The organism is Tetragenococcus muriaticus DSM 15685, from assembly GCF_000423785.1.
Classification (GTDB): domain Bacteria; phylum Bacillota; class Bacilli; order Lactobacillales; family Enterococcaceae; genus Tetragenococcus; species Tetragenococcus muriaticus.
In genome coordinates, this window is sequence record NZ_AUIQ01000068.1 from 1 (window position 1) to 9,904 (window position 9,904).

The 9,904-nt window shown below is 34.8% G+C and carries 7 protein-coding genes and 2 pseudogenes; 6 read left to right on the top strand and 3 right to left on the bottom strand.

Annotated elements, in window-relative coordinates; genetic code table 11:
- The first annotated feature begins 396 nt into the window (after window positions 1-396).
- Window positions 397-1,425: a LacI family DNA-binding transcriptional regulator gene (locus G577_RS0109110; protein ID WP_028790935.1), complete on the top strand. Its 1,029-nt coding sequence runs from the start codon at window positions 397-399 to the stop codon at window positions 1,423-1,425.
- A 169-nt stretch (window positions 1,426-1,594) separates the two neighbouring features.
- On the opposite strand, the gene pnuC is transcribed toward G577_RS0109110, so the two are convergent.
- Window positions 1,595-2,299, bottom strand: coding sequence for a nicotinamide riboside transporter PnuC (gene pnuC / locus G577_RS0109115; RefSeq protein ID WP_028790936.1), 705 nt, complete (start codon window positions 2,297-2,299; stop codon window positions 1,595-1,597).
- Between the two features lie 370 nt (window positions 2,300-2,669).
- Between pnuC and G577_RS0109120 the strand changes: the two genes are divergently transcribed.
- The 5 genes and pseudogenes from G577_RS0109120 (at window position 2,670) to rbsK (ending at window position 7,238) form a co-directional block, all read left to right on the top strand.
- Complete coding sequence (locus G577_RS0109120) at window positions 2,670-3,587, top strand: nucleoside hydrolase (protein ID WP_244869460.1); 918 nt, start codon at window positions 2,670-2,672, stop codon at window positions 3,585-3,587.
- 16 nt (window positions 3,588-3,603) lie between these two features.
- Entirely contained in the window at window positions 3,604-5,010 is a 1,407-nt protein-coding gene (gene dcuC / locus G577_RS0109125; protein ID WP_028790938.1) for a C4-dicarboxylate transporter DcuC, read from the top strand.
- Between the two features lie 5 nt (window positions 5,011-5,015).
- On the top strand, window positions 5,016-5,483 hold the full coding sequence (locus tag G577_RS0109130) for a GNAT family N-acetyltransferase (protein ID WP_162141355.1): 468 nt from the start codon (window positions 5,016-5,018) through the stop codon (window positions 5,481-5,483).
- Between the two features lie 73 nt (window positions 5,484-5,556).
- Entirely contained in the window at window positions 5,557-6,303 is a 747-nt protein-coding gene (locus G577_RS0109135) for a GntR family transcriptional regulator (RefSeq protein ID WP_028790940.1), read from the top strand.
- An 18-nt stretch (window positions 6,304-6,321) separates the two neighbouring features.
- Window positions 6,322-7,238: pseudogene (gene rbsK / locus G577_RS11410) on the top strand (ribokinase).
- A gap of 133 nt (window positions 7,239-7,371) precedes the next feature.
- Here rbsK and G577_RS0109145 read toward each other — a convergent pair.
- Both G577_RS0109145 and G577_RS11415 read right to left on the bottom strand, forming a co-directional pair.
- The gene (locus tag G577_RS0109145) at window positions 7,372-8,280 is read right to left on the bottom strand and encodes a homoserine O-succinyltransferase (protein WP_028790941.1); all 909 of its coding nucleotides are present in this window, start codon (window positions 8,278-8,280) and stop codon (window positions 7,372-7,374) included.
- 15 nt (window positions 8,281-8,295) lie between these two features.
- Window positions 8,296-9,573: pseudogene (locus G577_RS11415) on the bottom strand (O-acetylhomoserine aminocarboxypropyltransferase/cysteine synthase family protein).
- Between the last annotated feature and the right edge of the window lie 331 nt (window positions 9,574-9,904).

The following is a 9,904-nucleotide window of genomic DNA, read 5'->3' on the forward strand; positions in this document are numbered from 1 at the left end:
TTGCTGGAAAAGTCACAGAGCACGCGCGTCAAGTGCAAATTCACTTATCAAGTACAAATGTTTACAATACACTTTTTTGGGAAGTCCTTACACGAATTCAGCGATTGAATCTCTAGTTTACTTTTGCCCTTTTCATCCTTATAAAAAAGGCTTGGCTTTCATTCTCTAGGAAGAATTTTATCTTTTTTTAGCGTCGTTCGATTATCCCTTCCTATTCTTGATTAAAAAGTGGCGATAAAAAGGGAAAATAACATAAAAGTCACCTCGTTGATCGGTCGAATGCGTTATCCACAAATTTTTATAAATCATTCAGGTTTTATATTTATTAAATCGAGCTATTAATTAAGTATCGTTTTTAATTAACGATACTTCATAAATAATGATTGGATGATAATTATGTCAGTTAAAAAAACTACAATTAAAGATGTTGCTAAAAAATCTGGATTTTCACCAGCAACCGTGTCTAGGGTTTTAAACGAAAATTATCCTGTAAAAGCCGAAACACGAGAAAAAATCTTAGAGGCGGTTCATGATTTAAAATTTAACCGTAATACGACTGCTAGGAACTTAAGACTAAAGAAATCAGGGCTAATGGCGTTAGTGGTGGCAGATATTAATAATACATATTATTCAAGGATAGCTAAACGAGTTGGCGACGGATTGTTTGATGAAGGATACAACTTATTGGTATGTAATACAAATGAAATTGTGGAAAAAGAAAATAAAATATTGTCAATGCTTGCTAATAAGGGAGTTGATGTAATTGCAGTAGCTTCTTCTACTACTGATCCTAGTTTTATAGAAAACTTAGTTGACTTAGGAGGGAAAATTGTTCTGCTTGATAGAGATATGAATATCGAAGGAGTTCCTTTTGTAGGAAGCGATAACTTTGAATCTTCTAAGAGGTTAACTGAGTATGTCTTACAAAAGGGGCATACTCGTGTATCTTTTGTCTCTGGACCAGAAAATGTAGTTACCTCACAGGATCGAATGAGAGGGTATCAAGCTGCTTTATTGGAAAATGGTTTAGAGTTAAATGAGTACAATATTGTCTCAGGTCAGTTTAAAAAGGAAGAAGCCTTTAATGCTATAAAAAAATTTTTGCTTTCAAATAGAGAATCTTCTGACCCATATACAGCTATTGTTAGTTCTAACAATGTAATGACTGCTGGTGTTATTGCTGCAGTTAATAGCATTGGTCTAGAAATTCCAGGAGATATTTCTCTAGTTTCTTTTGGGAGTTTAGATATGCAAGAAATTATATCTCCACAAGTAACTTGTATTGATCAAAATGAAGCAGAATTAGCTAAAACTACACTGGAAACAATGTTGAAACTTAGCAAGGAAGGACATTCAGAGCATGTTGAAAGTACAATTATTAAAGATAGTTTTATCGAAGGGAGTTCAGTTGCAAACTTGCAATAACCTTTTAACTAATTGTGCTTAATACTAAGAGATTGTAACAAGATTAAAAATAATGTGTATAGCTATAAAAAAGTTGTATTCCTTTTTTATAAACATATTAGTATCATGAAAATAATCTGATAATGGATAAGTTGTCATTATCAGATTATTTTAGATTTCTTATGCCAAATTACGCTGTTTTATGCTCGCCAGTTACAGTCCAATTGATCCAACCTCTGACATTGTTAAAACAAAATACTGTATACATCACTGCGACTTGCGTTACCCCTAAAGAAGTAAACATATAAATTGAGATAATATTGGTCAAAGTCCAAATGATCCATCCATTTTTATTTCTATTCATATGCATTGTCTGCGCAATAATTGCTGTTGCATTGGTTACAGCATCCAATATAATGTAATTGCCACCTAAAAAGTAAGAAGCAATTCCGATACCAATGGAAAGAAATAGTATCATAATACTTACTTGTTTCCAGTTTGTTTGCGAGTGAGTAGTTACTTTCCCTTCACTATCTTGATGACCAAACCAGTCTTTAATTCCCCAAACTTGAGAACCAAAGAAAAACAAAGACATCGCAGCATCCCCGAACAGCTTGGCTCTTGTATTTACAATAAAGCCAACCACATTTTGACTCATATTAAATAAAAAGTTGCCTTTCCACCTGTAGGCAATTCCAATGACGCCAATAAGACCTAACCATGACATTAAATTTGCTAGATTTAACCATCCGTTATTAAAACTTCCCCAAATTGTGACGATAACCATCGCAAAAGTAACAAAATAATTAAAAAGTTTGAGTCCTTTAGAATCATCATTTACTTTATGTAGTTTATTTTCTGCTAAATATAACGCGTTCAATTTTCCATGCTCCATATTTACTATCCACCTTATCTAATTTGCTACCCAGATCTCTTTGTTTTCTAGCCTCTTTTTTCTGATGTAAGCATTCCTCCCGTAATTACTATGAATTTAGTTTTCCTTAAACATTTTCAAGTAAAAAAATACCAAATAAAGTGTTTTGTTATAGTGCAAAACACAATATATAGTATTTTCAGCCACTAGAAATTGTACAATAAGAAATAAATGATGTGAAGAGGCTTTTTGTAAAATTTGGAAATTAACTTATCTATTATAAGATTATTATTTGAAAAATACAACGTTGACTTAAATAATACAATGAGGTATTATTCTATTTAGGGAAAGCGCTTGTCTGAATTAAAATTTTGAAAGAGAGATGTTAAGTATGAAAAAAAATGTAATTGTAAGTACCGACCCGGGCATTGATGACGCTGTTGCGCTAGCTTTAGCAGCATTTAGTGAAGAACTTGACGTACAACTTATCTGTCCTTTATTTGGAAATGTAAGCGTTAAAAATACAGTTGCTAACACTGAAAAATTGATGACTTTTTTTAATAAGAATACAAAGATTGTAGCTGGGAGCCAACAGCCTTTAATACGAGAAACCATTGAAGCTAGCAATGTTCATGGTAAGACAGGAATGGAAGGTTTTAACTTTCCGGAAGCGACTCAGTCTGCTGACACTTCTTTAACAGCAGTCGAGGCAATGCATCAAGTTGTTAGTAAAAATAAAACAAATACTACTTTAGTGGGGATTGGCCCTCTAACAGATATTGCATTATTTATCCATTTATACCCGCAAGACTTAGCGAAAGTTGAAGAAGTTGTTGTGATGGGGGGGACCTTAGATAGGGGAAACTTTGGTGTATTGTCGGAATTTAATTTTGCTTCTGATCCAGAGGCTACTAAGATGGTGTTTAATAGCGGGGTAAAAATACGTGTAGCTCCGATGCAAGTAGGCCGACAAGCTAAAGTGATGCCAGAAACTTCGGAAAAGATTAAGGATTTAAACAAAACCGGTGATATGTTTTACCAATTATTTTCTAAATACCGAGGGGGAAGTTTTGCAAGTGGATTAAACATGTATGATGCGTTAGCTATCGCTTTGTTACTAAAACCAGAAATATTTGAAGAAGTAACCACGCGAGTTGAGATCGAGACTAACGGAAGTCTCACAGCAGGTGCTTCATTAATTGATTTAAAAAATTATTTAAAATTACCTAATAATGCTGATGTTGCTGTAGCAGTTGATTCAAAACAATTTGAGGAATGGTTTGTTGCTGCTTTAGAAAAGGCTAATTAACTTAGGAGGAAAAAATATGGAAGTCATAATAACTTGCGGAGTTGGACTAATTGCAGTTGGTATTTTGGTATATATGTTATTAAAGAAAAATGACATAAAAATGACATTGTTACTTTTAGGCGTTGGGCTAATGTACATTGCACTCCTTATGGGACGCAATTTAGACATTACAGAAAGCACAGGAATTATATGGCTAGATCCCTTCCAGTCTATTGTTGATCAGTTTTCAGATACATTAGTTGGCCCAGGTTTTGTTATCTTGATTTTAGGTGGGTATAGTGCTTATATGAATCATATTAATGCGAATCAAGTAACTGTGCACGCATTAACTAAGCCTATTTCTAAAATTAAATCTGTTTATGTTTTGATTCCCATTGTATTTTTAATAGGAAACTTACTATCGCTTGTTATTCCAAGTGCTTCGAACTTAGCAATTATTTTATTAGCTACTTTGTATCCAGTCTTGCGAGCAGCTGGCGTGTCAAGATTTAGTTCAGCGGCAGTGATTGCGACATCGGCCACAATTGTACCTACGCCTTTAGGTTCAGATAATGTAGCAATCGCTGCTCAATTAGGAGTAAGTGCAACTGAATATGTCTTTACAAATCATGCGATTGTTTCTATACCAACACTTTTAGCAATAGCATTAGTTCATTATTTCTGGCAGAAACATGAAGATAAAAAAGAAAACGAAAATTTAACTTATACTGATGAATTAGAACAAAATGGTTCAGATAAAGAGCAATCAGAGGAAACTTTCATGTATTCTGGGTTTAAGGGTTTTGTTTATGGGGTTTTGCCATTACTACCGATTATTTTATTACTACTAGTTTTTGTAGTAAATATCATTGTAGGAACTGAGTTAAATATTAGTGTACAAGTAGTAAGTATTATTAGTTTCATCGCAGCGGTATTAGTAGAAGTTATTAACAAGAAAACTTTGAAAAATGTACTACAAGAGACAAGTGCCTTTTTTAATGGAATGGGCGATGTTATGAGTGTAGTAGCACTATTAGTAGCAGCACAAGTTTTTGTTCAAGGATTAACTTCGATTGGTATTATTGATTTGGTTCAAAGCGCCATGACGAGTGTTGACGGCTCAGGAATTTTATTGCCAGCAGTTATGGTTATTTTCACTGCTATTATTGTACTGTTAAGTGGAAGTGGAACCGCGTTATTATTTGCTATGATTCCATTAATGATTCCATTAGCAGATGCAGCAGGTATTGATCCTGTAACTTTGTCCGTACCAATGCAGCTTTCAGGAAACTTATTAAGAGCAGTGTCACCAGTAGCAGCAGTAGTCTTAATTGTAGCAGGAACTACTAAACTTTCGCCGGTACAAATTATCAAACGAACTTCAGTACCTATGATTTTTGGAGTGATAATGTCTGTCATTTTATCATTAATGATTTTTCAATAAATATGATGAAAATAACAAAAAAATTAGCTTCAATTGAGGATTTTTTTGTTATTTTAAATCTTATTGAAGACGGAAAAGAACAAATGAAAGCTAAAGGGGTTATGCAATGGGACGAAAATTACCCTAATTCAAGTGTAATAAAAAAAGATATTCAACAAAGAACACTTTGGCTATACGGTGAAAAAAAGCAAGCTTGTGTCACGGTGAAAATGAAAGGAAATACAGTAGATATCCATCGTCTTGTAGTGAATTCTTTATATAAAGAACAAGGGCTGGCTAAATTAATATTGCAGGACATTTTAGATTGGGCTTCAATAAATAAACATATAAAACAGGTGAAAATTACTACGAATCATACTAATCAAAGTATGTTGAAATTACTATTAGCTAAAGAGTTTGTTCCGATACGTTCTTTTAAAATCGAGGGAAGAACAAACTATGGTTCTTTTATTGAACTTAGTCGGGAACTTTAAAGTAAGAAAAACGGTGCTTATGATACAATAAAGATAATAATTTTAAATATCACTTGTAAGGGATGAAGATAAAATGCACCGTACACCTAAATATGTTCAAATTTATAACCAAATGATGTCAATGATCAAACGATCTCAATTTCCACCAGGATCAAAATTACCTTCTGAAGAAAAATTAACACAAGATTTTAAAATCAGCCGAGTAACTTTACGAACTGCTCTGTCTTTATTAAGAGAAGATGGGATGATTCACAGTATTCATGGACAAGGGCATTTTGTAGCTACTGGTACGTCTACAGAAAGTTATAAAGGGATTAGTAATCTTAGCTGTCCTATTATGGAAAGTTTAAACCTTCCTTCTGACCAAATTACTGAAAAAGATGCCTACTATTATAAAAATCCAAGTAGTATTTTTACAGATAGATTATTTCAAGTACAAGATCTATCTTATTTAACTATAAATGTTTGGTATAAAAGTTATGAACAAAATGTTGCAAATATATTTTCGATCATTTTACCTGAAACTGTAAGACAGTTTGGACTTGATTTAGAAGACAGCGATTGTATTATTCAATTTTTAGAAACAGATATTTATAAGAAGGTTTTGAGTTCACAATTGACTATAACGATCTCTACTCGGGATGTTAATAGTTTTCGTAGAAAATTTCCTAAGGAACAAAAATTAGTTTTATTAACTGAGGATTTATATTCAAATGACGGTGAGCTTTTGGCACAAAATAAATATTATATTCCCGAAACTTTTTTCCGAACATCTTTAACACGTTATCAAGCGGATTATACTAAACGTATAAATAGATAAATTGGAGAGAAAAATAATATGAACAAAATTACAGTATTAGGTAGTATGAACCTTGATACAACTATTAGAACTGAACGTTTACCAAAACCTGGTGAAACACTCCATTCTAAGGAAATGTTTACTGGTGGTGGCGGCAAGGGAGCCAATCAGGCGATTGCTGCTGCAAGAAATGGTGGGCAGGTAAGTTTTATTGGTGCTTTAGGAGATGATATGTATGCTAAGATGATTCTTGAACTGTTAGAAGAAGATGATATCAATATTCAAGGGATCAAGCAATTAAAAGATACACGAACGGGCAGCGCCTATGTTATGGTCGATGATAAAGGAGAGAACAGCATTGTTATTCATGGTGGGGCAAATATGAAACTCTCTGAAAGGCATATTAACGAAGTTAGTCGGTTGATTGTCGAAAGTGATATTGTAGTTGCTCAATTAGAAACAAATTTATCGAGCATTGAAGGGGATTTGAAATTGCTAAAAAGGCAAATGTGACTACAGTTCTTAACCCCGCCCCGGCGCCTAAACAAATTTCAGAAAAACTTCTTCAATTAACTGATATTCTTGTTCCTAATGAAACAGAGTTGGAGATGATTACAGGCATTAAGGTAACGAACCAAAAAGAACTAGATAGAGCAGCTCAAGTTATCCACCAAATGGGCATCCAGGGGTTGATCGTTACGTTAGGAAGTGAGGGCGCTTTTTATTCTTTTGCTAACATTGGAAATGGTTTTGTTCCAGCTATCAAAGTAGAAGCTAAAGATACGACAGCCGCTGGAGATACTTTTATTGGTGCTTTAGTAACAAAGCTATCGTTAGATATGAATAATATAGAAGAAGCGATTAATTATGGGAATAAAGCTTCTTCTTTAACTGTACAGCGTTATGGCGCTCAGCCATCGATTCCTTATGAAAGTGAAGTAAATATTAATTCATAATATAAAACAAAAAAGTATCGAAGAGGTCTATCTCGCTTCTTCGATACTTTTTATACTGGAACAACTTGAGTTTAGTGGAGTTTCAACCAATGAAAAAACCTGGCATCTTGATGATTTTGGAAACTTCTCATTATCAAGTATTTCCGGTAAATTCATAAGGTGTTCGTTGGTAGATATCATTTAACCAATTATGATAAAACAAATAAGCCTCTGAGCGCCACTGATTTTTAATGTTTTCCTTTTTAGGAGTTCCAAAATAATAATTTTCCGGCGGCGCAGTGGAAATTCCTTGGTTTTGGTCACGTTGATATTCATTGTGTAAAGCTTGGGTGCTGTATTCCATATGACCTAATATAAAAACATTTTGTTGGTCATTAGATACAAGCATCAGCGCCCCGATATTTGCATTTTCGGTCAAGATAGTGAGTGGAGCTTGCTTTACTTGGTTTTCGTCAATACTTGTATAGCGAGATTGTGGAGCAAAAAATACATCACTAAATCCACGCAAAAGCCGATGACTATTGACAATACTATTTTCGTAAATGCCAAATAATTTATGCGAGTACTTCGTTTTATTTATCCCGTAATGATAATAAAGAGATGCTTGCGCTCCCCAACAAATATGCAATGTAGAAGTAGTATGCGTCTGACTCCAAGTTAAAATTTTTGTCAGCTCTTTCCAATAGTCAACTTCTTCAAATTCTAATTGTTCTACTGGAGCTCCTGTAATAATTAAACCATCAAAAAATTTTTCTTTAATATCATCAAAGGTTAGATAATAGTTATTCAAATACGTCACATCTGTGTACTTTGATTGATGAGTTTGCATTTGGATAAAATCAACATCAATTTGTAAAGGACTTTGGGACAATAAACGTAGTAATTGAAGTTCGGTTGTCATCTTATTTGGCATCAAATTCAATATGGCGATTTTTAACGGACGGATGTCTTGTCGTAAAGCTTGATCGTGTTCTAGCGCAAAAATATTTTCTTCTTTTAATAGCTGTTTTACAGGTAAGTTATGAGTTAATTTTAAAGGCATAAGTCCACCTTCTTATTAAATACTTTCTAAGGCTTGTGTTAAATTATCGATTAAATCTTGACTATTTTCTAGACCGATGGACAAACGAATCGTTTCTGGTTGAATACCGGCATCTTTTAACTGCTGTTCATCTAATTGGGAATGAGTGGTGGAAGCCGGGTGAATAATCAGTGACTTGGCATCACCCACATTTGCTAGTAAAGAAAATAATTGCACTTGATTTATCAATTTTTTGCCAGCATTGGCGCCGTCTTTAAGTCCAAAAGTGAAAATGCCACTAGTGCCTTTAGGGAAATACTTTTGAGCTAATGTGTAATATTTATTACTTTTTAAACCGGGATAGTTAACCCAAGCCACTTTCGGATGATTTTCTAGAAATTCTGCGATTTTTTGTGCGTTTTCGACGTGTCGTTCTAAGCGCAGAGATAAAGTTTCTATACCTAATAATATTAACCAAGAATTAAATGGAGAAGCTGCTGCACCAGTGTCGCGCAACAAAACAGTACGTGCACGCGTGATAAAAGCGGCATTCCCCGCTGCTTCTACCCAAGAAACACCATGATAACTAGGATCTGGGTCGACAAATTGTGGAAACTTCCCGGGAGGACCAATCGAAATTTCCTGAATCAACAATAGCGCCACCTAAAGCTACACCATGACCGCCTAAGTATTTTGTTGTAGAGTGAACGACAATGTCTGTTCCATGCTCAAAAGGTTTAAATAAGTAAGGAGTAGCAAAAGTATTATCCACGATTAATGGAATATTATTTTCGTGAGCAATTTTAGCGACTGCAGCAAAATCTGCGATATTAATATCCGGATTTCCTAAAGACTCAAGAAAAATTGCTTTGGTATTTTCTTGTACAGCTGTTGAAAAATTTTGAGGATCATCGGAATCGACAAAAGTCGTTGTAATCCCTAGGGGGTAGGCAATGTATGAGAAAACAAATTATATGTTCCACCATAAAGACTTGCTGCAGAAACGACATGGTCTCCGTTTTGCGCGACATTTTGAATAGCATAAGTGATAGCAGCAGAACCAGAAGCCGTAGCGACCGCGCCTACGCCGCCTTCAAGGAGAGTTAGACGTTCTTCTAAGACCGCGTTTGTTGGATTAGTAATACGAGTGTAAATGTTGCCTGGATCGCTTAAGCCAAATCGTTCTGCCGCTTGATCTGCATCTTCAAAAACATAAGAAGTGGTTTGATAAATTGGTGCCGCGCGGCTACCGGTTTCTTTATCCACTGTTTGCCCACCGTGTAATTGCAATGTTTCAAATTGTTGTTCTGACATATTCTTTCTCCTCCTTTATAAATCGAGTAGGGCGAAATCAATCGCCCTCTCACGTCACCTGGACATACGGTTCCGTATCCGGCGACTCCATTATGAATATATGTTATGTCTATATTGGTAGTAATCTAAACAACTGACTAGGCCTGCTTGGCCTAGTTTTTGTTTAGTTATTGCCCTTCTTACACAGGTTTTGGTAGCTACCCACTGGTAGTGGTTTCCTGCGTACGATGTTAGTTTAGCTAAGCTCTTATTTACACCTAACTTTTGTAATCCCCATTGTCTCTTGTAGGGAACCTTCCACATCTTCCAGACGATGGTTCGCAATCGCGTT